This window comes from Chthoniobacter flavus Ellin428, from assembly GCF_000173075.1.
Classification (GTDB): Bacteria; Verrucomicrobiota; Verrucomicrobiia; order Chthoniobacterales; family Chthoniobacteraceae; genus Chthoniobacter; species Chthoniobacter flavus.
The window spans coordinates 72,027-95,944 of sequence record NZ_ABVL01000023.1; the positions used below are offsets into that span (position 1 = coordinate 72,027).

Sequence of the window (23,918 nt, forward strand, 5' to 3'; positions counted from 1 at the left end):
AATCGTAATCTTAATCCCCACGGCAGAGAGGAGTAAGATTAAGATTACGATTAAGAGTAAGAATCCGGCCGGGCGCCTGACGAAAATCTCGCTTCTCATCTGGTGAGCGGCCATCTTGCGCGCTCCCATGAAACTCATCTCCTGGAACGTCAATGGCATCCGCGCGGTGCTGAAAAAGGGCTTCACCGATTTCATCGAAAGCGAGAATCCCGACATCCTCGCCCTGCAGGAGACGAAGGCGACGCCGGAGGATGTGGTCGTGCCGCAGGCGCTCGCGGAATACACCTCGTTCTGGAACATCGCGGAGAAGAAGGGCTACTCCGGCACGGCGATTTTCACGAAGACCAAGCCGATCGCGGTCACGCTCGGCATCGGCGTTGCGGAGCACGATCGCGAAGGGCGGGTGATCACCGCGGAATATGCCGACTTTTTTCTCGTCAATGTCTACGTGCCGAACTCGAAGCGCGAACTCACGCGGCTGGCTTATCGCCAGCAATGGGATCGCGACTTTCTCGCCTACCTCAAGAAACTCGAACTCAAAAAGCCGGTGATCTGGTGCGGCGATCTAAACGTGGCGCATACGGAGATCGATCTCGCGCGGCCGAAGGACAATGTGAAGAACCACGGCTTCACGCCGGAGGAACGCGCCGGTTTCGATGCCTTTGTCGGGGCAGGCTTCGTCGATGCCTTTCGCGAATTCGAAAAGGCCGGCGGCCACTACACGTGGTGGAGTCAGATGGGCACGGCGCGGGCGCGGAATATCGGTTGGCGGGATTGACTATTTTCCCTCTGCTCCGATGCGCTGCGGAAACGGCTGAAATCCGGCGACGATTTACCCCGCACATCAAGGGGCTCGGACCATTGGTCCGGTGGGGGATTGTGCTGAAGAAGGCGTAGGCCCGGCCTAGTTCTTCGACGCAGTCGTCGCGGGACGATGGGTCCGCAATGAAATGCAGGATCGCCTCTGCAGCCGGGTCGCCGGGGTGGGCGATATCGCCGGCGATGCTGCCGTGGGTGCGGTCGTTGATCTGAAGCTCTTGCACGTGGGTATCGCCCGTCGCCCGCAGCACCGCGGCGAGGTACCTATTTTCTTCCCGGCGCGCTGCCATGTCTCTGTCCGCGTAGAGAATGAGCATGGGTGGCGTGTCCTTGTGCAGATGGTTGATCGGCGCTGCTTCGTCGGCGCTGATGACGTTGTGATCCGTGATGCCGCGCTCTTCGCGCACCGTATAGTGCGTCATCGTCTGGCCGCTGATCGGAATCAACCCGGCGATGGCGCTCGGCTTCAGGCCGTAGGGCTTTAGCCAGCGATCGTCGAGGCCGATCATGTAGGCGAGATATCCACCGGCAGAATGGCCGCTGACGAAAATCCGCGAGGGGTCGAAGTGCTGCTCTGCCGCATGGGCCACGACCCAGGCAACGGCGGCCGCGCTGTCATCGAGATAAGCCGGGTAGGTTGCCTTCGGACTGAGGCGATAATTCGCCGCCACCACGGCGACGCCGGCGTGGGCGAAACGCTCGGCAATGGGTTTGGCTCCATCCTTTGATCCGCCCTTGAGGGCGCCGCCATGAAACCAGACGAAGCCCCGGGAAATTCTGACCAGTCGCGGGCAGGTAAAGATCGAGTTTGCAGCGGGTCTTTTCGTACTCCGTGAGCGAGGAACTCGATTTGTAAGCGATGTCGTTCAGGACATGGACGTCCGAGTTTTCATCCGCGAGACCTTTCGCGAGGGGAAGGAAACCGATGGCGAGGACTGCGAAGGATGCGAGCAGAGGGGGAAGGCGCATGCTTTGGTGCTAGGTGGAGTGGCGCGCGGCGTCAAGCAAGCCGCCCAGAGGAAAGGCAGAACATCCCGAGGGAAAGGCAGAACATCCAACACCCAACGTGCAACGCCCAACATCCAATGACATACCCGCAGACCTACCAACTCTCGCCGCGCGCTTGCGTGATTGGAGGTTGGATGTTGGGTGTTGGGTGTTGGATGTTCTGCCTCCTTCCCCTCCCCCGTGTCATAAAGGAAATTCCCCATTGCGCTCCCTCGCTCTTCGCGTATTCTCGCGGCAGTTCTTTCATAACTGAATATTGCATCACGAGTGATTCAGCGAATTCCGCTGAATCTGCCAACCTGGTTGGAGAAACCAAGGTGGAGCCGAGCGACCAAGGGTCGCGAGGCGATGTGCGCGCCGGCTTTTCAAAGCCGATGCGAATCCAATCTCCCGTGATGTGACCAACCGCAAACCCCATCATGTCTCAACTCTCTCTCCGCACCAACCTGGAGAATCCCAATCACCATCTCTGGAATAACAACGGCACGTGGTTCATTCACTACGTTGTGCACCCCACGCCGATCACCAAGGAACGCGTCCGCAAGTCGCTGGGCACGAAGTCGCTCGCCGAAGCCCGCGCCAAGCGCGATGCCATCCTTACCTGCCAGACGGTTTCCTTGCACAATCTGCAGCCCTTGGAGCTCGCTGCTTAGACGCAGTCTTATCAACCTGGGCAGCAGGCGAAGTAGCGGTGCTCCGGCGGGGACCGATGGCCTTGGTAAAGAACCCGCTTCGACGACGGATGAAAGTGGCCGCGGCAGCCCGCTTAACGAGGCGACTCCTCCCGCCGGAGGTGCTTCGGGTAATCCGGGAGGCGTTGTCGAAGGCGCCGGTGTTGCTGTGGGTGGGGCAGACGGCGTGGTCGGTGCCGGTACGGGTGGAGTGGAAGGAGCTGGCGTCGTGGCCGGCGATTCGGTGGGAGGCGGATTGGGTGGAACTACGGGTGCCGGAGTGGCGGGTGCTGGTGCCGTCGGTGTCGAGGCTGCTGGCGCCGGGGTGGCCGGCGGTATGGGCGTGGGAGCAGGGGCAGGTGCGGCAGGGGCCTCCGGTGTGGCCGAGGGGTGCGGCAGGGTGAAGACCTCCACCGTCTCGAACTTCCCCGCCATCTTGTAATGTTTCTTCAGGAAAGCGTAGACCGGCGCGCCCCAGTGCGTGAAGCGCGAAGCCGGTGTACCGTTGATTTCGCGATCATCGATGATCACCACCGCGGGATGTTTTTCCTCGAGATCGCGGATGGTATTCTCGGACCAGTGCGATCCGCGCGTGGCGTTATCCACATACACGTTGTGCAGATACGTCCGGCGATTCGTCATCACGTTGTAGCCCGGCATGTAGGGGTAGCAGATCAGGTAATCATCCGGCCCGGACGACTTCATCACGATGTCGTAGACGCCTTGCAAGATGGCGGCTTCCTTTTTGCTGGTGTGAACGCGCACGCCGTTCTCGCCTTGGAAACGCGCCTTGCGTCCGAAGCGCGCGGCAATGGTTCCGGAAGAGGGGTGCTGCATGGCAAACACCGCGAAGATCAGGAATTGGCCGATGAGGAACAGCGAGACCAGACCGGCGAAAAGACGCCGCACCACCGGATGCTTCGACCCGCGCGGCCAGAGCAGCCACGCCGAGGCCATCATGGCGATGATGTAGCCGGGCATGAATTCCGAGAGGTGTGGGCGATCCGGCCGGAAAAAGAAGAACTGCGGGAAGGTGGTGAGCGAGCCGCCGATGAGTAACAGCCACTCCAGCGGTACGGCCGTGAGGGCAAAGTCGCGGCGGAACACGGACATTAGGAAACCGATAACGCCGATGATGAAGAACACGCCGAAGCCAACGATTGGCGCGTAAGTGAGGAAAGTCAGGATGCGTTCACGCCAGCCTTTATTGGAGATGGAGGAAAGTGGCTTGCGCGGCAGCACCGAACGTTCGCCGTTCGCGGCATTCTTGACGGTTGCTGCCGTGGGGTTGCTGGCGGCGTCGCTACCGTCGGCGGTGGGCGTTGCGGATGCAGCGGTTTGTGGCGCTCCGAGGCCGGCGGCCAGGGCGGGCTTCTCCTGCGCCACCCGGGTGTGCAGGGACGCACGCAGGAATTCCAGCCAGTCCAGGTACTCCGCCCAGTATTCCTTCTCGAGTCCATGAGCGCGCAGAGGGACGTAGGCCGGTGTTTGTGCGATGACGACGCCGAACACGACCGCCAGGGCACCGAGGATCAACCCGGCGAAACGGCCTCCGATCGACGCGCGCCGATCAAATAACGAGACGAGCAACAGGAGCGCCCAGATGGCTGTGAAGAAATAGCCCAGCTCCACGCGCACGAGGAAAGTGAGGCCCAGCACCACCCCTCCGAGCACGAACCAGCCGAGCCATCGGGCGGCGCATCTTGGGATCGATGTAAAGCAGGTGGATGAGACAGGCGGTATTCGCGGCCTCGGCGAGCGGGATGTAATCCTTGAACTGCGAACCCGGGAAAACGACCAGCAGCAAGCCGGTGACCATGCCCCACCAGCGCGAGCCGGTGACGCGCGAGACGATGCCGCAGCCGAGCAACGCAGTGATTGTGGCCAGCAGGAAAAACCACGCCCGCACGGCGAGGAAGTTCACCCCGGTGAAATGGAACAGCCCGACGATGGGATAAAACCAGCCGATGTTGTATCCCGGCTCCACGTCCACCCACGGGCGTTCGCCGTGCATGAGTCGCTGGGCGATGAGACAGGCGGTGCCGCCTTCATCGTGGGGATTGAACCAGAAGTGCCAGTAGCTGCCGTAGTAGGCGATGGCCGCCACGAGGATGACGAGCACGGGCACGAAACGCATGGCGCTGCGAGGCGCCGGAGGAGGATTTTCTGTCACTAAATTGCTGTTCACTGGGAACAAAGTGGGTTTCTTGTCCGCACCGTGAAAGACCTACCTGTCGAACCGACCGCCGTCGAGACTCCTCGCATTGAAACACCGATCCAGGTGATGTTTTTTGATACAGACTGCGCAGGGGTGGTGCATAATATCGTCTACCTGCGTTTCATCGAAGTCGCCCGGACGTTGCTCGCCGAGCAACTCGGCATGGGTTTGGTGGAAATGGCTTCCACCCAGACGTACCCGGTGGTGGTGCGGACCGAGATCGACTATCGACGCTCGGCCAAATTGGGCGACAAACTGGTGGTCCACGGCTGGCTGGACAGCGTCGAGCGGATGCGCTTTTGGTGCGGGTTCGAGATTCGCCGTCCGACGGATGACACGGTCATCGCGACTTCCCGGCAAATGCTGGCGGTCATCCAAATGCCCTCAGGAAAACCGGTGCGTCTGCCGGAAGACTGGGCGACGCGGTTCGCGCACCTGAAGCCGGCGCGTGCGGCGAAGGGGGCGTGATCGGAGGAATGGGAAGGATAGGAGTCCCACCCTTCCTATTCCTTCTATGGCGTTACGAATAAAGCGGTAGCGGCTGCAGCGGGAAATTCGGGAAGACTTGGGCGAGGCTTTGCGCATCGGCGCCGTGTTGCGTGAGCACGGGTGCGAGGATGTCGCGGTAATTGTTCCAGACCGGCAGGTCGCCAGGGCCTTCGAGCATTTCGGGCTTTAGCCCGGGCCAGCCGCCGAGGACGCGCCGGCCTTTCACGCCGCCGCCCATGACGAACATCGCGCCGCCGCGCCCGTGGTCGGTGCCGAAGGCGCTGTTCTCCGGCCACGCGCCGGCCGAATTCGGTCATCACCACCACCGTGGTCGTGGCCATGCGTGGGCCGAGATCGCGGCGGAAAGCGGCGAGGCCGGTGGCCAATTGCAGCATGAGCGGTTCGATGAGGGTTTGCTGGGTGAAATGGGAATCCCAGCCGCCGAGATCGATGCTCGCCGCATCGAGACCGACATCAGCTTTGATCAATTGCGCGATCTGCCGCAGGCCTTGGGCAAAGGGGTATTTCTCCTCGTAGACGGCACCGTTGGCGGGCGAGGCCTTGGTGTCGATCGCCTCGATGCGCCGCAGCGCTTCGAACGTGTGGGACGCGGCATCGTGCAAGGCGCCTTCCTCCAGCGCGTAGAGGCGCTGCAGTTCACGGGTGAAGTCTTCCTGGTGGGCGCCTTTGCGTGTGTCGGTGATGGCGAATTCGCGGAGCGATTCGAAAGCCGCGGCGCTAGGGGCTCCGGAGAGGCTTTCGGGCAAGGTGGGCGCGAGCGCCACGGCGGCGAGCGGGCTGGGCGCGGGGCCACGCGTGCGCAGGAAGCGTCCGAGCCAGCCGCCGGCGGTCGGGCCACCGTGCTCCATCAAATCCTGCGCTTCGAAATGTGAGCGCGTGTCGCTCTCGCCGCCGGCCCCATGGATGATGGCGAGGTCGCCTTCCTGCCACGCGGACTGTAACGCGCGGAGATTCGGATGCAGGCCGAAGGTGTCGTCGAGCGGCACGGCGTCGCTCTTCTTTACCGCGAGGCGCGGGCGGAATTTGTGATAGTTGTCGTCGGCCACGGGGGCAACGAGCGTGAGCCCGTCGGCGGCGCCGCGGAGGAAGACGACGACGAGGGCGCGGCGGTCGTCGCGATTGGGGGAGAGATTGGCGGAGGCGCTCATCTTTAGCAGCGTTGAAAAGTGGGTGAGGCGAGCAGCAGGGCCAGGTTGTCGCCGGGTTTTCCGAGAGCATCGCTTTCCTCGGTGTTGGGTTGGCGATTCAACAACGTCGCGGCGAGCGCGTGGTCGCCACCGAGTTGAGCGATGATTTCCTTCCGCGCGATGTGCGTGCCCTTGATGCGATTATTCGCCAGCGCGAGGGCAAATTTCCAACGCCACAACAGCGTCGCGTGCCAGTGCTGCGCGCGGGCGGGATAGCCATCGGGCGTAGGATAACGGAACGGCACCTGCCCCATTTTTTCGAGATAGGAAAACAGGCCGCGATCGGCGTCCGTCTCCGCATTCGTGGCGCGCAAAGCGGAGACGACAAAGTGGAACGGCCGCTTGAATTTCATTCCCGTCGACGAGTGAAACTCGGGCCTGGCAAAGAGCGTGCGCAAGGTCGCCTTGATGTCGCCCTTGCTATCGGCGAAGGCGAGGGCCACGGCATCGATCGCCGCGGGCGGCGGTTCGTCCGAGATGAAGCGCACACACAATTTCGTGGCGATGAAACGCGCGGTGCTGGGATGCGACGCGACGATTTCGATGACGCGATCGAGATCGCCCTCACCGAGGCCAGCGGGGATGGATTGCCCGAGCACCTGCTTGGCGGCGTTGTCGTGGGCGTCCTTGCGGAAGACGACCTTGGCGCGGTCCTTCAGGGGCGAGAGCAACTTGCCGGAAAAGCCGTCGTCCTTTTTCGCGAGGATCGTCCAGCCGGTAAGGCAACGCGCGACCTCCATCACATCGTGCTGGGTGTAGCCGCCGTGCACGCCGAGGGTATGCAGCTCCATCAGTTCGCGGGCGTAATTCTCGTTCGGCTTTTCGCTCGGGGTGCGCTTCACGTTGGCGCGACCGTCGAGATACCAGAGCATGGCCGGGCTGAGCGCGCTGGCGCGGACCATCTCGCGAAAATTGCCGAGCGCATGCGCGCGGATGACATCGCGGTCATCGGCGATCTTCGTATAACGGCAATCGCCCTTGCCCGGGTCGATGTTGAAGTGGTCGCTCCAGAATTCACACATGACCTCGAAGAGCTGCCGCCGCGAATAGACCGGGCGCAGGATGGCCACGCGCCGCAAGACCGGCGGCAGATACTCGGCATCCTCCTCGTACGCTTCACCGAGCGGCTCCCACCAGCACTCCGAAAAGCGGGCGATGGCGCGGTCGCAGAGGCCGTCGTCGATTTTTTCCGGAGCGAATTGTTCCTCGAGAAAGGCATCGGCGCCCATCGCCGCGACCCGGGCGTAGTCGCCGGGACCGGGGCCGAAGGTCCAGCGATTGAGCGCGTGGGCGACGGGGTCGATCTGCGCGCTGGCCGAGGGCGTGAGCGATCCGTCGAGCGGACGATGCAGCTCGCGGCCGGTGTATTGCTGGAAATCGCCGAGCCAGCCCTGGACGCTCTTGAAGATCGCTCCGCTCAAGGCAAGCGCGCTGGCGCCCGTGATGAGGAATTCGCGGCGGGAGGTCGTGTTCACGACAGTGAGGGCACGCTGGGCACTGGCGGCGGGACGTTGACGTTGGCGTTGGCCGGCTCCGCGCTCGATTTCCACGGCTTCGAAAGCAGGAAGGCGCCGAAGCCACTGGCCAGCGCGATGTGGAGCAGGAAAAGCGAGCCGAGCAGCGGGGTGATCAGGACCAGCGCGAGCATTACCCCCCCGCGCAGGGCCTGCTGCCAGGTATCGGCATTCGGACAGAGATTGCGCCCGATACGCAGGGCCAGTCCGCCACTGCCGATGAGTCCGATGAACAGGGCGCCGAAGCCGACGAACAGCACCAGGAAACGGAGGCCACCTCCGGGGAGCTTGGCGTTATTCAGCAGGAGGAGAATGAGCGGCCCGTAGGTGAAGATGCCGACCAAGGTGGCGCGTAGCGGGCGCCGGTCGTAGGTCTCGGCAAAGGCGCGGGCCGCCTGCGGAAACATGCCCGCGGAGGCGACCCAATGGCCGAGGAGGATGAGAAAGACCGCGGCGTGAACCGCGAGGATGGCGAGGACAATTCCGGTATATGGCATGGCGTGGTGGGAGGTTTTGTCGGGAAGACGCCCCGGTACGAACCACGGTTACGGAAATACGCAGATAGGCCAGCAACAGACACATTGTGCATTCCTTTTGTCAGGGAATAGGTGCACAATAGATACCGACTTCGGTTGATTCGTTTTCCTTATGAAAAAATGGCTTCTCGCGCTATTTCTGATCGCTACCAGTCTGCACGCCGCGGAGGTCGTCGAGAAGGATCTTGGATTTCGGATCGTTTTCCCTGACTTGCCAGGATGGACCCACGTGCAGCGCCGCGAACTTGGCGAAACAAGAAGCGGCTGGTTTTCCCATTTTGACGGGGAGAAGCCCGCCGATCGCTTGACGGCAGTGATTACCGTATCATTCGAACACTCTCCGGAGACCGCGACCTTTCTGAAGTTCGTTCAGCTTTGGCATAAGCAACAGTTTGGAACCAAGGCGGAGGAGTTTAAACCGCACGCTTTCAAAGTGAATGACCATGACGCATGCGAGTTTTCTGACACGCAGATTGACCATTCAGGTCATCCCGCGTACCTGCGAACCGTCCTGGTCCGCGCGGGGGATGTTACATACGCGGCGACGTTTATCACGAGCGATCCCGCCAACCTCAAGGTGGCTGCCGGTTCCGGATTCCTTGATTCGCTTCAGTTGATGGAACTGCAAAAGGCTCCTGCCTGGCCCAAGTCGCGATGATCGGCGCAAAGGAGTCCTGTTCGACGGCGTGCGGGTCCTCAAGCCGCGGCCTTAGTCGCAGCCCGACTGCGGCCAGGAAGATTTGCTCTATTCTGTCCGGTGCAGATTCTCCGCAAAGCGGCCTAGGCCAAATGCAACTGCGCCTTTAGTAGGAGGGTGATCGCCTTCACGCTGAGTTCGTGGAGATTGAAGGGTTTGGCGATGAAGTCATTGCCGCCGCTCAGGCTCGACTGCACTCGATTTTCCAGCGTGGCCAGACCAGTGAGGAAGACGATGGGCGTCTTCTCGTGGATGGCCAGCGCGCGGGTCTGCTTGCACAGTTCGAAGCCGTCCATGCCTGGCAGGTTCACGTCGAGGAAGATGAGATCGTAGCGGCTGCTGGCCAATTCGCCGAGTGCCAGCGCGGGATCCTGCGCGTAGATGGTGCGCATGCCGGATTCCTCCATGGCCAGCGCGATGCTCTCGCAATTGCCGAGGTCGTCATCCACCGCATAGATCATCGCCGTCGCGGGATCTTTCACCTGCGCGAGGTTTCTTTCCTTCATCAGCGCCGCGAGGAACTCGATGGTCTGGTGCACCGTCCGCAACGTGGAGGGGTTTACCTGCTCGGGAATCTCGTAGAGGCCGCGGGTGAGATTGGCGAAGGAGGAGCAGAGGCGGTGCAACGCGAGCAGGCCGCTCACGCGGGCGCGCTCGGCGAAGCTCTCCACGTGGCAGTGCAACTCATTGAGCAGGCTCAGGTCGTTCGGCGTCTTGGTGAACGACTGGAAGCAATGGCGCATCGCTCCAATCACGCTGCGCGATTCCTTTTCCGTCAGCGGCTCGGCGATTCCCAAAACCGGCGCGGCGATACGAGCGGCGGCCGCCGGCTGGCTGGGGGCGCCGGGTTGAGCGACCGGCGCCGGCGCAGAATGAAGCGGGACGATTGACCCCGGCTCAGTGAATATCTCGTTTTCAACCGGAGCCGCAGGCGCTTCTTCCACGGCTACGGACTCGGGAGCAATCGGAGCCGCTTCCGCGGCAATGACGGGCGCGGCCTCGACCGGCGCCGCGGCTACCGGCGTCGGCGCGGGTGCGGGCGTTTCGGTCGGCATGAGGCTGGCGAAATCGGATTTCGTTTTGCCCTCCTTGGCCGCCCGCGCTTCCGCCTGGGCGAATTTCACCTGGAGGCGGGCCTCGGCGATATTCGCGCTGAGCTCGCGGATTTCCCGCTGGGCGGTTTGCAACTGCGTGGCCAGCTCGATGGTCTCGAGCCGCTGCGTTTCAAAGCGCTCGCGGATCTCGTTGAGCTCGTATTTTTGCTGCTCGTGCTCCTGGAGGACCGTTTCAAAGGAAGCGACTTCCTCCTGCAGCTTGACCAGCCGCTCTTCGAGCTCGAGGGCGTTTTCGGTGGCGAGCTTGCGCACCTCGTCGCGATCGCGAATGATGTGGTCGATCTGCTTCTGGGCCGCGGTGAGCGAGGTGAGTGCCGCGTTGCGTTCCTTGGTAATCGCTTCGAGCTCCTGCTCGGTCTCGGTGCGTTTGTTGCCAGCCTGCTCGACGAGCGTTTGCAAAGCCGTGAGCTTCTCGTTTTTCGCTTCGATCTTCTGGCGGAGATTGTTGGCCTCGTGGCGTCCCTCGCGTGCCTGGGTTTCCAGCGCGGCGAGTTTCTCGTGCATTTCGGCAAGAGCGGCATTGGCGGTCTGCGCCTGTTCATCGCGGAAGGTCTGGAATTGCACGCGCAATTCATCGAGTTCCTTCGCCTGGTCCTGGGCCCGCGAACGAGCCACGTCGCGATCCTGGGTCAGACCGGCAACTTGCGCCCGCGCCTCGGCGAGAGCGGCGGTGTGCTCGCTGTCGGCTTGCTGCGCGGCGGATTTCTGTTCGGCAAGGTCGAGATACTTTTGGCGCTGGCTATCGAGCTCCGCGGTCAACGCCTGCACCTGCTGGGCGGTGGCGTCGCGATCCGTGGCGATGACATCGATCTGGCGTCGCAGCTCAGTGGCCTGGCTCTCGGTCTCCTTGCCCGCCTTGTGGGCGTTGTCGCGCTGATATTCGAGATCCGCGATCTTGTCTTCCGCTTCACCCAGCCGCGTATTCAGCTCGAGGATCTGGGCGTGCGCGCCGTCGCGGGCCTGGCGAATGTTGAGCAATTGCTTTTGCGATTCGGAAACGAGCCGCGCTTGCTCATCGGTGCCGCGCTGAATGGCATCGAGCTTCCGTGTGGCTTCATCACGCTGGCGCAGGACCTCGTCGCGCTGGCGTTGCGCATCATTGCGTTCGCGCACGATCTGGTCGCTTTTCTTCGCCGCCTCGGCCAGCGCCTTCCCGCGGCGCTCCGCTTCCTGCTGCGCGGTATCGCGCTCCTGGATGAGCGAAGTGATCTCGACGAAGTGCGAGCGCAGTTCGCGCTCGTTCTCGCGCAGCGCTTCGATCTGCTGCTGCGCACGCTTCAATTCGAGGGCGATTCCGTCCCGTTCCCGTTCGGCGGTATGAACCTGCCCGCGAGAGTCGCGAGCGGTTTGCTGAAGCTGCTCGATGAGATTACGGATCTCGAGCGTTGGATCCGAGTCTTCGCTAATGGCATTCACCGGCAGATTGGTAATCGGCAAGGGTGTCCGGCGTTCCTTCTTGGGTTGGAACTCGGAGTAATCGGAAAGTTTGTGTGGTTGGGACATACGCTTTAAAGGCGGCACGGGGCGCCAAATTGCCCCCCAAGCGAATTCTGTCTTCAGCATGCGATGTACCCCTGCAAAGCGTCGTAACAGAGTAAATCCGTATCCATTTACGCGTTTTCGCCGGGGGACTGTCGCAACGCCTGGCGTGGGTGAAATTTAACGACGTAAGGGATTACGCCTATAGGCTACAGAGAAGTTCGGACAGCCTTTGCCACTACAAGCGTACCGGCCTCGCCACAGCTTGTTGACACGATGTTACGATTTCGGGAAAATTTAAAAGACCGCGAAAAATATCCTTATTGGAATTTCTTTCTCAGTCGGGAGAGCGGGCGCTCTCAATTTTTATAGGTACGGAGTACGAAAAGACCCCGAACGTAGCGTGCAGTTTGTTTAAATAATTCAGCGGACGCCGGCCACTTGAAAACCCTCTGCTTCCAGCGCGCTACGCACCCGCGCCGGCTGATCGCCCTGCAGCTCGATCGATCGCCCTTTGACCGTGCCGCCACACCCACACACGCCGCGCAATTTCTTGGCGATCTTCTCGATGACTGACACTGGCAGATGCGTTGCGAAATCGTCCACCACGATCACCGTTTTTCCACCGCGATGCGCCCTCTCACGACGCAGGACTACGCGGCCCATTTTCCAGAGGGTCTGCGGCGAGTCCTCCGTGGATTTTGTCTCCGGCCCAGCGGGAAGATTCGGCAGATCGAGACCGGAGAAGGCGGCATTCAAGCCCTGGCGGGCGGGATCCGCGGCATTGGTATCGACTCGTTTTTTGGGTTCGGGACGCATGAAAATGAAAAGAGCGGGACGCGGGAGAAACGATAACGCGAGTGGGTCAGCGAGGAAAGCAGATCACGCGATGACCACCGGCGTCCGATCCTCCAGGCTATAACGGCTGGCGAGATGCAGATCGAGCCAGAGGCCGCGCTCGTTTTCGAGGGTGGATGCCGCCTGCGGATCGTCGTCGGGCAGCGCTTCGCAATTGGCCAACCGATTGGCGATCTCCGCGGCCACCGTGCCATCCACCAGCGGGATGTGCAGCAGCGGCGCGAGCGCGAGGAGTTCGTCGTGCAAGGTTTGCACACTGCAAAACGACTGCCGCTGCGGGAAGATGAGCAGCCTGCGGCGGACGAGAAGGGAGAATTTGCCGGTGAAAGAAATCGGCAGTGCAATCTGTCGCTCACCGCGCAGCGAGCCCAGCGTCCACGGCAGCTCCGCGCGCCAGGCCCGCTCTTGTAGAGTGGCGAACGTGGCCGCGCGCGCGTTGCCACAGGGCAGACGGCGCAGGCTGCGCTCGTCGGGTTCGGGGTCGACGTACGGAGGCAGGCCTCGGCGGACGAATTCCGCCTTCAACGCGCGAACGATCCACTCCGCGTCACGGCGATAAGGCTCTGCATAAGAGCCGCGAATGCTGCGGAAGATGCCGAGGGACATGCCGGTTTAGCCGTCAGGGCCAGTTCGGCTCGCCTTCGAAGGTAGCCAGCGTCTGGATGGCAAGGGAATGAAGTGCCGCTTCCTTCGTCGCGGGGCCACCGAAAGTGACTTGGACGAGGCGCTTTTTCAAAGGGAGTTGCACGTTGAAGTTGATGGCATTTCCCTGGGCTGTTTTTTCCGGCACGCGGAAGCCATCCACCGCCAGGCCTCGCCAGGAAAAGGAAGTGAGCGTGACGTCTTTCCCGGGAGGAAGATCCGACGGGCTGACATGCTGGCCGGCGATTGGGATTCCGGTTCCGACGAGCGAGACGATGATGACGGAGGGCGGCTCCCCCACGCCTGGCTTGACGTAGATATAGCGGAATTGTTTGGGCACGGATTCGGCCGGCACCGGTTGGTAGCCGGGCGGTAGATCGAATGAGAATGCCAATTCCGCATCCTGTAGGCGCTTTGCGCCCGGCGTATGCGTGGCTGGCGTGAAATCCACTTTTCGCACTCTCGCCGCAAGAACTGCTTCGGCTTTCTTCCGAACCAGCGCGAACGTCGGGACGGCGAGGGCGCCGAGGCCTAACCAAAGCAGAATGCCGGTCAGCGCGGGCCACAACAATCCCTTTGTTCCGTATTTGGGTATGCCGCAGAGCGCGATGATTCCGCAGAGGATTCCGGTCAGGGCGATGAACCCGATTACGATGGCATTGCCCATCGCGCTCTCCTTCGTGGAGTGACTAACCGATGCACTGCCAAGCGCAAGATTGGCGAAGATGCACAGCGGAATCGATATCCAGGAAAAGCTCGCCATGGCGCGCAGCGTGCCGCCGCTGGAAGAAGATGGAGGCAGGGGTGGTGGCGATGGCGGTGGAACTTGGGGAGGAAGAAAGGGGTGAGCCATGGGTACCGGCAGGTCTCCCTGAGGTAGAGAAAAATTCCGCGTGACGGGAAGACGAAAATGCAGGGGATGCCGGCAGACGCTGCCTTGGGCGTTACTTCGCCTCTTCCTTCGTCGCCGAGGGAGCCGCTGTCTCCGGCTGAGCCGGGCGGATTTCCGGGTGCCGGATGTTCCCGCCGAGATTGGCGGTGCGGCCCATCAAGACCAACTCTGCGAGCGAGAGGACAAGAATGATCGCCGCCACCCCTCGCGAGATGTGCGGCAGCTTGCGCCCGAGCCATGCGACGACCAGAGCGATTCCACCCAGGATGCACATGCAGATAAAGGCGGTCTTCGCCGCTTTTGCGTGGGCATCGACGAATTTTTCGTCGGCCGCGGAAAGGTCCATCATCAACGCTTCATCCGCGCCATGTCCGGTGTAGAAGACTGCAATTGTGACCAACCCGAGGAGGGACGAGCGCCCCCAGGGCAGACTCCGTACAACTCGCCGCGCCCGCTGACCAGAGCGTAGCCGAGCAGGAGGACCACAAAAAGCAGCCCCATCACTGGCAGATGATTGAGAACGAGGTGCCAGTGGGGAGCGTTCATGGGCTATTGCCGATTTCGCAGTTCGTGGGCGGAGCGGTTGTAGGGTGTTGACGGAGCCCAAGCATTAACGCCGGGAGCGGGCACGGCGAGGTTGACACCGCTCTTGAAAACCACCGCTCAGGGGACGTGCGATTCTTACAAGTGGAGGTGCTGATATGATCACCACTACTTTCGGTTTCCTGGGCGTCTCAATTCTTTTGCTCCTTTTAACCAGCCGGCTTTGGCTGGCGTAAAAATCATTACCCGCCCGCAAGCGCCGCGTCGAGTCGGCGAACGGGCCGAGCCGATCCTCGACGAGGTATGCGGTGGCAGCAGCAGCACGACACCGAGGATGGAAACCCTTACGGCGCCGCGGTCTTCGGCAGGCGAATGACTTCGGCACTGCCATCGACATGGGCCACCACGCGAAGGTGTTTCGTTGCGGAGAACCGGTCCTCGAGCAGAATGGTGTTGGCCGGATCCGTGTCGGCATGCCCCGCTTGGTAATCATAACCCGCCGGGCCAAACGTGTTGAAGGGAGAGATGAAGACGGCTTTGTCTTGCAGATACTTTGGGACCAGCGCCATGAGATCGGGCGGGAATTGCCCGTGGTGATCCGCGGCATAGAGCAGGCAGGCCGTGACGATCTGCTTCTCGTTGCTGAGCGATTTCGTCTCCTGGGACCTCTCCCTGGCGGACATAAAGGCAGGCACGGCAATGGCCGCCGCCAGAGCCGCCGGCGCGATCATCGCCGGGCCGAGCAACGAGTTCATGCTGCTGTTTCCTTTGCTGGCGATCAACCAGCCATCCGGGAGATGCGTCGAGATCGAGCACATCGTTCCCGGCGCCGCGGATTGGCCGAAAATTTTCTCCATCAAGGCCGCTTGGTCGGGAGTCATCGTGGGCTGATTTTTCATCGCCTGACGCTGGAATGCCCGCACCGTGTCACCGAGTAGCGGAGTGGTGACCTGCACGCCGTTGCCCTTCTCCGGCAGTCCCTCCAGCAGCTTCACAAATTCCGGCATCTTCCTCAGGCCGCGACCCTTTTGCTGCGCCTCGAGCATGTCGTTCACGAGGGAATCATCCGAGGCGATCAGCAAATAGCCGCCGCTCCATTGGGCCACCGTCGGGCGCAGCCACGTCTCCATCGGCCCGGGGATGGGCATGACACGGGTGCGCAGTTCCGCAGTGTCTTTCTTCTGGACGGCGGGATTGCCCGTCAGCGCCTTGTCGATCAGCCCGAAGATGCGGTCATCCTTCACGTGCAGGAGAATCGCCAGGCGCGGTGTGGGGAAGGACGTCGGCGGGCCGTTTTTGTCGACCGGGAGCGTGATCGCCTTCGCCGGGTTCAGCGTGAGGATGAGGCCCATCGAGCCGTCGAGCGACTTGAGCAGGTCATCCAGTTGCACGCCGAAGTTCGTGGAGAATTGGGCGAGGAAGGTGTCGAAGCTAAGCGTGGCATTCGGCACGCCGGATTTGCCGATTTCTTCCCGCAGGCCTGCAAGCACGTTGGCGAGATCCAGATCCGAGGAGGTGGCCAGCGCGGTATCCATCGGCATGAAGTCGAGGATATCGAGATGATGCGGCGTCTTGCCGAAAGCCGACCACATGAACCCATCCGCCTTGTCGCCGGAGTGGCGAATGAAGAGCTTGTTCAGGTAGATCTTCGGCTCGACGGAAATCGAGCTGGCACCGACGTCGGAGATTTCTTCCAAGCCGCTTTTGGTGACGAGATCGTTGACCATGGTAATGCCGGTATTCATCGATTCCCGCGACGCTTGATCCTGAGAGGAGCTGGGCGCCATGAGCATGATCTGGCGGAACATGTCGATCTGTTTGCCGAGCCCGGACAGCCATTGCGCGGTGTCGAGATACAGATAAAACGACCCGTTCTTGTCCAGGTGTTGCGCCACGGCATCGAAGCCCGAAGAAGGGGCGGCTTTGGCGGGCGCGGTGGCCGGCTCTTTCGCCGTGGCGTCGGGAGTGGCGGTGTTTTGATGTCCGTGATTTGCCCAAAGCACGCCGGCGGTGCCGACCGCGGCGGCGGAGAGAAGTGAGACGGCAACGAGAGGGCCAACGAGGGGATTGGGACGCGAGTTCTTTTCCGTGGAGGGTTCCATAAGATTCCGGGGTGAGGTGCGGGCCTTGGGATGTCGAGCGGTCGCTTTTTGGTGAGCGAGACCGAGTATTTACGTAAGGGCGGACGATGCCGCGCGGGGCAGAAATTGTCGATGCAAAAGGGGGCGATTTGCGAGTTCGTTGAGCAGCGGATTTATCGAGTCGACAACTCGGTCAATTGGCGCGCGGCGCCGTCTCGCAACGAGAGAGTCAACGAATAAAGAAAACTGCTTTTTCGCGTCGAAAGACCAAGTCCGAAGGACGACCGAAAATAGCCCAGCGCTTCAGCGCTGGGTGACGCGCAAACACACGCCAGTCCCTTTTAGGGACGAAAGAATCAATCCAGCATCGCCGGCTCGAATATTATTCCGTGCTTGTGCAAAAATGCCTCGAGTTCTTCACGGAATCCACGGACGTGATGGTGTTCCTCTTGGGTGTCAATGTAGCGAATGGTGTCTTCCACCCCGGAAACACCGATCGAAAACGCACCATAACCTTGCTGCCATGAGAATTGACGCAACTCGGGAAAGGTCTCGTGCATCCATTTCGAAGAATTCGCCTTGAGGGTCTGCATGGCCTTTGCCACGGACAATGTGGTTGGCAGGCTCAAAAGTATGTGCACGTGATCGGCCATTCCACCAACCGCCAGAGCGCGCATCTCATGTTCTCGCGCGATGCCGCCGAGGTACGGCCAGAGCCGTCCGCGAATTTCCCGAGTGAGACAACCATCCCGATTTTTCGTGCTGAACACCGCGTGGACAAGAAGATGGTGAAACGTGTGCATGACCTCTTTCGTCCCTTACGGGACTTTGGCCGGGGAGGCGAGTTTTCCCAGCGTTTAAACGCTGGGCTATTCTCGGTCGTCCTTCGGACTCAAGTCATGCTTCTCGTGGCGGAGGTCCTCCGTTACCCGCCAGCCGGGCAAACGTTGCACGGACCAGCCTTCGTCGATCGCTGCCTTCCAAATCCGAACGGAATCATCCGTCACCCGCGGAGCGAGCAGGACGAGTGGTAACGATGTACCCACCACCTACATCAAATTCGCCGCGACCTCGGCCATCTCGCTGCGCTCGCCCTTGAAGAGATTCACATGGGCCATGAAGGGCTGGCCTTGCAGACGGTTGCGGGTGAAGACGAGGCCGTTGGTGTGAGCGTCGACGTACGGGTTGTCGATCTGTGCGAGGTCGCCGATGAGGATGATCTTGCTTCCCTTGCCCATGCGGGTGACGAGCGTCTTGGCTTCGTGCGGGGTGAGCTGCTGGGCTTCGTCCACGATGAAGATGGCCCGCGGCAGGGAGCGGCCGCGAATGTGGGCGATGGCTTCGATCTCGAGCATGCCGGATTGCATGAGCGGCTCGTAGGGGCGCGCGTATTTGCCGCTCGGATTCTGCGTTTGCTGCGGCGCCGCCACGCTGCCGTCGGCCTTGCGCTTCGATTGCTTTTTCTTCTCGAACTGCTCCGGCTTGCGGGGGCGCGAGAGCAGCAGGTCGAGCGCGTCGTAGGCGGGCTGGACCCACGGCTGCATTTTTTCCTCCATGCGGCCCGGGAGAAAACCGATGTCGCGCCCGGTGGGCATGATTACGCGGGTGATGAGCATCTTTTCGTATTCGCCCGCTTGCACCTGCTCGAGCGCCGAGCCGACGCTGAGCAGCGTCTTCCCGGTGCCGGCCTTACCGTAAACGGTCACGAGCGTGATCGCCGGATCGTAGAGCGCATCGAGGAAGAAACGCTGGCCGAGATTGGCCGCCTGCAGCGAACGCCCGCCGCGGATGTTGATGTGATCGTGGCGCAGCTTCACAAATTCACCGTTGCCGATGTGGCGCGCAGGGACGCCGTGGGTGGGCTCTTCCTCGTTGCGCAGCAGGACGTATTGGTTTGGCAGCAGCATCTCGAGATGCGGAAGCTGAATGCGCTCCTGGCTGGCGAAGGCCTGCACGGTGTGACCGGGAATATCGAGGGCGGCATACTCCTCCGTGCCGCTGCGGCGTTGCGTGCGGCGGATGTCGTTATCCTCCACGCGGTCGGTGCGATAATCCTGTGCATCCAGCCCGAGCGCGCGCGCCTTGAGCTGCATGTTGAGGTCCTTCGTCACGAGGATCGCGCCGTCGGCCTTGGTGTCCGCGAGATACGCGGCGCTGGCCAGGATGCGATTGTCCGTGGCATCGAGATCGGGGAAGAGGGTGAGCGCGAGCCGGCTGCGGGGCGATTCCTCGATGAGCTTCCAATCGTGCCCTTCGTGCTTGAGCGCGGGGTTGATGTAGACGTGCAGCCAGCCGCCGTTCTCCAGCTTCACCCCGGCGCGCATTTGCTCCGTGGTGCGGAAGCGTTCGCTCAGGCGGCGATGCACCTCGCGCGCGTTGGCGCCGCGCGTGGTGGATTCCGATTTGAAGCGATCCAGTTCTTCGAGCACTTCCACGGGGATCCAGACCACGTTGTCCTCAAACTGAAACATCGACTGCGGGTCGTGAATGAGGACATTCGTGTCGAGGACGTAGTGCTTCGTGGGATTGATGTCGGACTTTTTAACGGCCATGGATTTGGAGTGTTTCAAGGGAGAGAGCGGCAGCGCCAGGCGAGAGGCAGGAGCATGAGCACGGGAGAGAGGAGTCGGAACGACTGACCGGAGGGAGCAAACGCCTTTCGCGCTCCGCGTACAATCCTAAAAATTGGAAAAGATGCATCCGTCACAAGCGGGCCGTTGCGGAAGCAATCGCCGGTAGAGACAGGAGTGTGTCGCATGGACTATTGGGCGGGGCCGAGCCAGCGTACGGCCATTACCGAGATATCGTCGCTTTGTTCACGTTCACCGCAGAAAGTTCGCACGTCTCGCACCACTCCGCGGGTAATTTTTTCGACGGCCAATGTGCCAACGTCGTTTAACACCGCAGTGAGCCGCGCGGTGGAGTAGAAATGGTCGCTGCGATCGAGGGCCTCGGTCACGCCGTCGGTGTAGATGAAGAGCGTGTCGCCGGGGGCGAGCTGCACGCGGGTGGTGTGATAGTCGAGTGCGGACATCGCGCCGAGCGCCACGTCCTTGGCGCCCTCGAGCGGACGCGCCTGGTGATCCGCGCCGATCAGGAACGGGCTGGGATGGCCCGCGCTGCAAAATTCCAGCTCGCCCGTGCGCGTATGGAGGTGCGCGTAGAGGAGGGAGACAAACATTCCGGAATCGGTTTGCTCACAAAGTTCGTCGTTCACGTGCGCGATCATGCTGGCCATCGGTTCGCGCCGTGACGAGCTTGCCTTGAGTAACGTTTTCGTGACAGCCATGAAGAGCGCCGCCGGGACGCCCTTGCCCGAGACATCGCCAATGAGCAGGCACAGCCAGTCGTCATCGAGGAAATAGAAATCGTAGAGATCGCCGCCGATCTCGCGGGCCGGCCGGAGCAGCGCATGCACATCGAATTCCGGCCGCCCGGGGAACGCGGGAAAATGTTTCGGCACGAGACTCATCTGGATGCTGCGCGCGGCACTGAGCTCGCCCTCGAAGCGCTCCTTCACCGTGGTAGTGTAGCGCAGCTCCTGCATGCGCATTTGGAGGTCGCGCGTCATTTTGTTGAAGGCGTTCATGAGGTGCCGCACTTCCTCGGTTGGCGCGGAAACGCTCAGCCGCTGCTCGAGATCACCGCCGGCGACGAGCTGCGCGGCGCGGGCCAGCTCCGCGATCGGTTTGCTGCTGGTGCGCGCGATGAAGATGAGCACGCCCAAAAGGCACAGCATGCCGATGGCCCCGGTGACGAGCAGTTCGTCGCGCAATTCCGTCGCCTCGGCCAACGCCTCGTCCTCAGGATAAACCACGGCGAGGGCGAGCTCGCCACCCAGGATCGGCTCATACGCGACCCACGTGAGGCGGTCCTTCCACGGACCGCGCGTGCGGAGGAATCCCGGCTTGCCCGAGAGCATACCCTTGCCGAGCACGGCATTCGCCTGCTGGATGGTGCCCTGCATGATCTTGCTCTCGTCGGGAAAAGTGAGAAACCGCCCCTGCTTGCTGACAATGAACAGGTAGCCGCTCTTGCCGACGGTGCCCGCTTTTCCCTCGCGCATGAATTGCGAAACGGCGATGTCGCTCGTGGCGATGCCCCAGAACAGCCCGTCTTTCCGGAAGGGCGCCGAGTAGGTGATCATGATCGTCTCCCCCACCGCCTTCATCGAAGTAAGGCTCCGTCCACATCGCGTGGCCAGCGTCGCGCGGGAGGCGATACCAATCCTTTTGGAAATAGTTATACTCGGGATTGGCCAGTTGCTCGAAGGTCACGTCGTTTGGCCCGTGGTAGAAATAGGGCGCGTAGGCCACGAGATCGTCCCCCAGCCCGTTTGGCCGGTAGGCGATGCAACTGCCGTAGACGTCCGGATTCTTCTCTACGACTGAATGCAGGAACTCCTCGATCTTCTGCGGTCGATCCAGCTCACCGGTCTCCAGTGCACGCCCGATCATTTCGGGGACCTTCTGCACCCGGCTGAGCACGGTCTCCAGCTCGGCGGCGTGGCTGCGGGCCATGGAGCGCGAGAGTTCCTCGGTCTGCGCGGCCACGCGCTCGAAGCTCCGGTGTGACGCGCTCCATACCACGAAGCCGAGCACCAGCGCCGCGGGAATACCGACCCACGTAATGAGCCGCGTGGAGAGCGTGACCTTCATCCGGCTTCGGGCCTTTGCCCGATCACCGCAGAGATCCGGGAATGACTATCGTATTGCAAAACTGCGCGGCACCCTAGGCGGGCGCGGCCTCGCCGCCGAGCGCCTTCAGCGCGTCGTCCAGCGAAGGCACAATCTTCATGATGCGGGTAAAGCCGATCATTTCGAAAATCATCAGCACGCTCGGCGCCAGGGCACAGAGGACGAGCTTGCCGCCGAGCGGTTCGAGGCGCTTGGCTGCGAGGAGGAAAACTTTCAGGCCCGCGCTGTTCACATATTCCAGGGAGCCGCAGTCGACCACGATCTTGCGTTCGCCACGGTCGACCAGGCCCAGCAGCCGCGACTCGAAAACCGCCGCCGTGGCGCTGTCCAGATGCTCGCTGATCGTGAGGATTAGGACCTCGCCTTGTTTGTTTTCTTTGATCTGCATGGTGGTGGCAATCGGGAGAACCGCGGGCCGATCCTAACGGATTCGCTTCCGCATGGTGAGCACATTTTTTCCGTCTGCACGACGGTAATCCACGCCGTCCATGAGACTGCGCACGAGATGAATGCCGAGCCCACCCAGCGTGCGCTCGGCCAGCGGAGCGTCGAGATTGGGAGGGGGAATGGCGAGCGGATCGAAAGCGCGCCCGCTATCGCTGACCTCGGTGATCACTTCCGTGGGCTTGGCAATGACCTGAGCGATGACCTCCTGATCCTTCGGGTCTTCGAAGCCATGGCGCACGATATTGGTCACCACTTCGTCCAGCGCGAGATTCACGGCGTAAAGGGCGCGTGAGGGGACCTCATGCAACTCGCCAAATTGGCGGATGAGACGGTTAAGCCGCTCGATTTCCCGGAGGTCGGCGGGCAGGCGAACAGTGATGCTCCCTTCGTGCATGAGCTTTGGTTGTGGCAGCCGGCGGCGAGGCGTGCAAGCCCTTGTTTGCGACATTTTCGGAGGAGCAGGGAGGTATGGGACCACCGTCAGCCTCCGGCCTTCCCTGTCATACCCTGTCGGATTTTCCACTCCGCATTTGCCGCGCCGGGCCGTCTCGGCTTTACTGCGCTCCCCTATGGAAAAAGTCATCATCGTCGGCACCGGCTGCGCCGGGCTTACCGCGGCCATTTACGCCGCGCGTGCGAACTTCGCTCCGCTTGTCCTGGAAGGTCATGAACCTGGCGGACAGCTCTCGACGACGACGCTGGTGGAAAATTTTCCCGGCTTCCCCGACGGCATCAATGGCCCCGAGCTCATCATGAACATGAAGTCGCAGGCCGAGCGTTTCGGCGCGCGCTTCGCCTATTCCTGTGTCGAGGATTTCGAGCCGGCGGACGGCTTTGTGCGGGTGAAGGTCGAGGGCGAATGGAAGGAAACGCGGACGCTCATCGTGGCCGCCGGTGCGAGCGCGAAGTGGCTCGGCCTGGCCAATGAGAATGCGCGCAGCAACGAATTTCCGCAGGGCCTGCGCGGCCACGGCCTCACCTCGTGCGCGACCTGCGACGGCGCTTTTTACCGCAATGTCCCCGTGGCCGTCGTCGGTGGCGGCGACTCCGCGGCGGAGGAAGCAACCTTCCTCACCCGCTTTGCGTCGAAGGTCTATCTCGTGCATCGCCGCGAGGCGCTGCGCGCTTCCAAGATCATGGCCGACCGCGCTCTGGCCAATCCGAAGATCGAGCCGGTCTGGAACAGCGTTCCCGTCGAATACCTTGCCGACGCCGAAGGCGAAATGCGCGCGCTGAAAATCCGCGACGTGAATACCGGCGCTGAGCGTGAGCTGGAGGCGAAGTGCATCTTCGTCGCCATCGGCCACACGCCGAACACCAAGCCTTTCAAGGGCAAGCTGGACATGGATGAAAACGGCTACCTCCTGCAGCGCGAGGGCACGAAGACAAACGTCCCCGGCGTCTTTGCCGCGGGCGACGTCGCCGACCACGTCTACCGCCAGGCCATCACCGCCGCCGGCCAGGGCTGCGCCGCCGCGCTCGACGCCGAGAAGTACCTCGCGCACTTCGAGCACTAAGCTTTCGGTTTTGAAACGCAGAGACGCAGAGACGCAGAGGTCGCAGAGGTCGCAGAGAGATTCCCAGAACATCGGTTCTCGAACTTCTGCGGCTCAGTGTTTTAGCGGCGCTATTTCTTATAGAAGAAGAGGCGCCTCTCTCCGCGCGTGTCATCCTGAGCGGAGCGTCCCGGCGGCTAGGTGGCGGGACGCGAAGTCGAAGGATCCGGTCGAACAACCAGCGAGCATCTCCAGTAAAGCGGCCGGATCCTTCGACTTCGCTCAGGATGCCCCTAGAAAGCGCACGCCCAAATCTCTGCGCCCTCTGCGTCTCTGCAGTGCTAACCATGAAAATGTCCGCACGACGCGTAGAATTTTTGGCCCGCGAATCACGCAAAAAACACGAATGAGGGCAGATCATTCGCGTCATTCGGGTGATTCGCGGGTCACTTTCCCTTCCCTGTCTTTTCGCATGTTCGTGGCTCCCCTTTTGGTTGCGGCTTTGCCG

At 61.8% G+C, this 23,918-nt stretch carries 22 protein-coding genes and 3 pseudogenes; 5 read left to right on the forward strand and 20 right to left on the reverse strand.

All coding sequences use genetic code 11. The features are described 5' to 3' along the window. The first annotated feature begins 127 nt into the window (after positions 1-127). Positions 128-886: pseudogene (locus CFE428DRAFT_RS40075) on the forward strand (exodeoxyribonuclease III). 127 nt (positions 887-1,013) lie between these two features. On the opposite strand, the pseudogene CFE428DRAFT_RS40080 reads toward CFE428DRAFT_RS40075, so the two are convergent. From CFE428DRAFT_RS40080 to CFE428DRAFT_RS26005, 3 genes and pseudogenes are all read right to left on the reverse strand, one after another. After that, positions 1,014-1,622: pseudogene (locus CFE428DRAFT_RS40080) on the reverse strand (alpha/beta hydrolase); the annotation flags it as partial. Positions 1,623-2,192: 570 nt separating this feature from the next. Continuing rightward, positions 2,193-4,136, reverse strand: coding sequence for an NfeD family protein (locus CFE428DRAFT_RS37785; RefSeq protein WP_049975761.1), 1,944 nt, complete (start codon positions 4,134-4,136; stop codon positions 2,193-2,195). Beyond that, the gene (locus CFE428DRAFT_RS26005) at positions 4,069-4,635 is read right to left on the reverse strand and encodes a hypothetical protein (protein WP_006982668.1); all 567 of its coding nucleotides are present in this window, start codon (positions 4,633-4,635) and stop codon (positions 4,069-4,071) included. The genes CFE428DRAFT_RS37785 and CFE428DRAFT_RS26005 overlap by 68 nt, the downstream gene beginning before the upstream one ends. Before the next feature lie 81 nt (positions 4,636-4,716). On the opposite strand from CFE428DRAFT_RS26005, the gene CFE428DRAFT_RS26010 reads away from it, so the two are divergent. Next, positions 4,717-5,184, forward strand: a complete 468-nt coding sequence (locus CFE428DRAFT_RS26010; RefSeq protein WP_202797504.1) for an acyl-CoA thioesterase — start codon at positions 4,717-4,719, stop codon at positions 5,182-5,184. A 44-nt stretch (positions 5,185-5,228) separates the two neighbouring features. On the opposite strand, the gene CFE428DRAFT_RS36215 is transcribed toward CFE428DRAFT_RS26010, so the two are convergent. The 3 genes from CFE428DRAFT_RS36215 to CFE428DRAFT_RS37790 are packed head-to-tail and all read right to left on the reverse strand — an operon-like array spanning position 5,229 to position 8,424. Continuing rightward, positions 5,229-6,374: a DUF1501 domain-containing protein gene (locus CFE428DRAFT_RS36215; protein WP_006982670.1), complete on the reverse strand. Its 1,146-nt coding sequence runs from the start codon at positions 6,372-6,374 to the stop codon at positions 5,229-5,231. Positions 6,375-6,376: 2 nt separating this feature from the next. Next, positions 6,377-7,888, reverse strand: coding sequence for a DUF1800 domain-containing protein (locus tag CFE428DRAFT_RS26030; protein ID WP_006982671.1), 1,512 nt, complete (start codon positions 7,886-7,888; stop codon positions 6,377-6,379). Next, positions 7,885-8,424 carry a hypothetical protein gene (locus CFE428DRAFT_RS37790; protein ID WP_006982672.1) on the reverse strand — a complete coding sequence of 180 codons (540 nt, stop codon included), beginning with the start codon at positions 8,422-8,424 and terminating at the stop codon, positions 7,885-7,887. Before CFE428DRAFT_RS37790 ends, CFE428DRAFT_RS26030 begins: the two co-directional genes overlap by 4 nt. A 151-nt stretch (positions 8,425-8,575) precedes the next feature. On the opposite strand from CFE428DRAFT_RS37790, the gene CFE428DRAFT_RS26040 reads away from it, so the two are divergent. Further along, complete coding sequence (locus CFE428DRAFT_RS26040; protein ID WP_006982673.1) at positions 8,576-9,121, forward strand: hypothetical protein; 546 nt, start codon at positions 8,576-8,578, stop codon at positions 9,119-9,121. Positions 9,122-9,243: 122 nt separating this feature from the next. Here the strand turns inward: CFE428DRAFT_RS26040 and CFE428DRAFT_RS26045 are convergent, their stop codons facing one another. The 12 genes and pseudogenes from CFE428DRAFT_RS26045 to CFE428DRAFT_RS41375 all read right to left on the reverse strand — a co-directional run. Then, the gene (locus CFE428DRAFT_RS26045; RefSeq protein ID WP_006982674.1) at positions 9,244-11,778 is read right to left on the reverse strand and encodes a response regulator; all 2,535 of its coding nucleotides are present in this window, start codon (positions 11,776-11,778) and stop codon (positions 9,244-9,246) included. Between the two features lie 399 nt (positions 11,779-12,177). Beyond that, positions 12,178-12,573, reverse strand: coding sequence for a translation initiation factor (locus CFE428DRAFT_RS26050; RefSeq protein WP_006982675.1), 396 nt, complete (start codon positions 12,571-12,573; stop codon positions 12,178-12,180). A gap of 63 nt (positions 12,574-12,636) precedes the next feature. Then, positions 12,637-13,218 carry a hypothetical protein gene (locus tag CFE428DRAFT_RS26055; protein WP_006982676.1) on the reverse strand — a complete coding sequence of 194 codons (582 nt, stop codon included), beginning with the start codon at positions 13,216-13,218 and terminating at the stop codon, positions 12,637-12,639. A 13-nt stretch (positions 13,219-13,231) separates the two neighbouring features. Continuing rightward, positions 13,232-14,107 (reverse strand): hypothetical protein, encoded by an 876-nt coding sequence (locus CFE428DRAFT_RS26060; protein WP_131989609.1) that lies wholly within the window; start codon positions 14,105-14,107, stop codon positions 13,232-13,234. Between the two features lie 91 nt (positions 14,108-14,198). Continuing rightward, positions 14,199-14,546 carry a hypothetical protein gene (locus tag CFE428DRAFT_RS26065; RefSeq protein WP_042725823.1) on the reverse strand — a complete coding sequence of 116 codons (348 nt, stop codon included), beginning with the start codon at positions 14,544-14,546 and terminating at the stop codon, positions 14,199-14,201. Continuing rightward, positions 14,495-14,692, reverse strand: a complete 198-nt coding sequence (locus tag CFE428DRAFT_RS37795) for a hypothetical protein (protein ID WP_006982679.1) — start codon at positions 14,690-14,692, stop codon at positions 14,495-14,497. The genes CFE428DRAFT_RS26065 and CFE428DRAFT_RS37795 overlap by 52 nt, the downstream gene beginning before the upstream one ends. A 341-nt stretch (positions 14,693-15,033) precedes the next feature. Continuing rightward, on the reverse strand, positions 15,034-16,791 hold the full coding sequence (locus CFE428DRAFT_RS26070; RefSeq protein WP_006982680.1) for a hypothetical protein: 1,758 nt from the start codon (positions 16,789-16,791) through the stop codon (positions 15,034-15,036). A 335-nt stretch (positions 16,792-17,126) separates the two neighbouring features. After that, positions 17,127-17,573, reverse strand: a complete 447-nt coding sequence (tnpA, locus tag CFE428DRAFT_RS26080) for an IS200/IS605 family transposase (protein ID WP_042725825.1) — start codon at positions 17,571-17,573, stop codon at positions 17,127-17,129. Between the two features lie 66 nt (positions 17,574-17,639). After that, entirely contained in the window at positions 17,640-17,816 is a 177-nt protein-coding gene (locus CFE428DRAFT_RS26085) for a hypothetical protein (RefSeq protein WP_157447635.1), read from the reverse strand. 3 nt (positions 17,817-17,819) lie between these two features. Next, positions 17,820-19,322, reverse strand: coding sequence for a PhoH family protein (locus CFE428DRAFT_RS26090; protein WP_006982682.1), 1,503 nt, complete (start codon positions 19,320-19,322; stop codon positions 17,820-17,822). A 209-nt stretch (positions 19,323-19,531) separates the two neighbouring features. Beyond that, entirely contained in the window at positions 19,532-20,941 is a 1,410-nt protein-coding gene (locus tag CFE428DRAFT_RS26095) for a SpoIIE family protein phosphatase (protein ID WP_006982683.1), read from the reverse strand. Positions 20,942-20,987: 46 nt separating this feature from the next. After that, positions 20,988-21,227: pseudogene (locus tag CFE428DRAFT_RS41375) on the reverse strand (PDC sensor domain-containing protein); the annotation flags it as partial. On the opposite strand from CFE428DRAFT_RS41375, the gene CFE428DRAFT_RS34530 reads away from it, so the two are divergent. Then, a complete protein-coding gene (locus CFE428DRAFT_RS34530) occupies positions 21,162-21,344 on the forward strand; it encodes a hypothetical protein (protein ID WP_006982684.1) in 183 nt (60 codons plus the stop codon). The pseudogene CFE428DRAFT_RS41375 and the gene CFE428DRAFT_RS34530 sit on opposite strands and share 66 nt — an antisense overlap. A gap of 157 nt (positions 21,345-21,501) precedes the next feature. Here CFE428DRAFT_RS34530 and CFE428DRAFT_RS26105 read toward each other — a convergent pair whose 3' ends face one another. Together CFE428DRAFT_RS26105 and CFE428DRAFT_RS37800 are read right to left on the reverse strand one after the other, a co-directional pair. Next, on the reverse strand, positions 21,502-21,855 hold the full coding sequence (locus CFE428DRAFT_RS26105) for an STAS domain-containing protein (RefSeq protein WP_006982685.1): 354 nt from the start codon (positions 21,853-21,855) through the stop codon (positions 21,502-21,504). A gap of 33 nt (positions 21,856-21,888) precedes the next feature. After that, positions 21,889-22,308 (reverse strand): ATP-binding protein, encoded by a 420-nt coding sequence (locus CFE428DRAFT_RS37800; protein WP_006982686.1) that lies wholly within the window; start codon positions 22,306-22,308, stop codon positions 21,889-21,891. A gap of 175 nt (positions 22,309-22,483) precedes the next feature. Between CFE428DRAFT_RS37800 and trxB the strand changes: the two genes are divergently transcribed. Next, positions 22,484-23,431, forward strand: a complete 948-nt coding sequence (trxB, locus tag CFE428DRAFT_RS26115; protein ID WP_006982687.1) for a thioredoxin-disulfide reductase — start codon at positions 22,484-22,486, stop codon at positions 23,429-23,431. Positions 23,432-23,918: the final 487 nt, after the last annotated feature.